Raw genomic sequence first — 845 nt, forward strand, 5'->3', positions numbered from 1 at the left:
AAACGGCTGCGCTGGTACTGGCGGGCACTGTTGCAAAGTTAGCGATGAGGCAGCCTTTTGTCTTATTCAAAGGCCTTACATTTCAAAAACTCTGCTTACCAGGCGCATTTCGCCCAGGGGATCACCATAATAAAATGCTGAGGCCTGGCCTTTGCGTAGTGCACGCATCACCTCAATACCTTTGATGGTGGCGTAAGCCGTCTTCATGGATTTAAATCCCAGCGTGGCGCCGATTATCCGTTTCAGTTTGCCATGATCGCATTCAATCACGTTGTTCCGGTACTTAATCTGTCGGTGTTCAACGTCAGACGGGCACCGGCCTTCGCGTTTGAGCAGAGCAAGCGCGCGACCATAGGCGGGCGCTTTATCCGTGTTGATGAATCGCGGGATCTGCCACTTCTTCACGTTGTTGAGGATTTTACCCAGAAACCGGTATGCAGCTTTGCTGTTACGACGGGAGGAGAGATAAAAATCGACAGTGCGGCCCCGGCTGTCGACGGCCCGGTACAGATACGCCCAGCGGCCATTGACCTTCACGTAGGTTTCATCCATGTGCCACGGGCAAAGATCGGAAGGGTTACGCCAGTACCAGCGCAGCCGTTTTTCCATTTCAGGCGCATAACGCTGAACCCAGCGGTAAATCGTGGAGTGATCGACATTCACTCCGCGTTCAGCCAGCATCTCCTGCAGCTCACGGTAACTGATGCCGTATTTGCAGTACCAGCGTACGGCCCACAGAATGATGTCACGCTGAAAATGCCGGCCTTTGAATGGGTTCATGTGCAGCTCCATCAGCAAAAGGGGATGATAAGTTTATCACCACCGACTATTTGCAACAGTGCCAC

1 protein-coding gene is annotated in these 845 nt (G+C 52.8%); it reads right to left on the reverse strand.

Features of this window, described 5'->3' with window-relative positions; genetic code table 11:
- Positions 1-75 precede the first annotated feature (75 nt).
- The gene (locus tag ABD211_RS33020) at positions 76-780 is read right to left on the reverse strand and encodes an IS6-like element IS26 family transposase (protein WP_001067855.1); all 705 of its coding nucleotides are present in this window, start codon (positions 778-780) and stop codon (positions 76-78) included.
- Positions 781-845 lie beyond the last annotated feature (65 nt).

It is taken from the genome of Luedemannella flava, assembly GCF_039528515.1.
GTDB classification, from domain to species: Bacteria; Actinomycetota; Actinomycetes; order Mycobacteriales; family Micromonosporaceae; genus Luedemannella; species Luedemannella flava.

Bases quoted from the DNA above. Each gene is read 5' to 3' on its own strand.
- ABD211_RS33020 (WP_001067855.1), bottom strand. From the start codon at position 780: ATGAACCCATTCAAAGGCCGGCATTTTCAGCGTGACATCATTCTGTGG.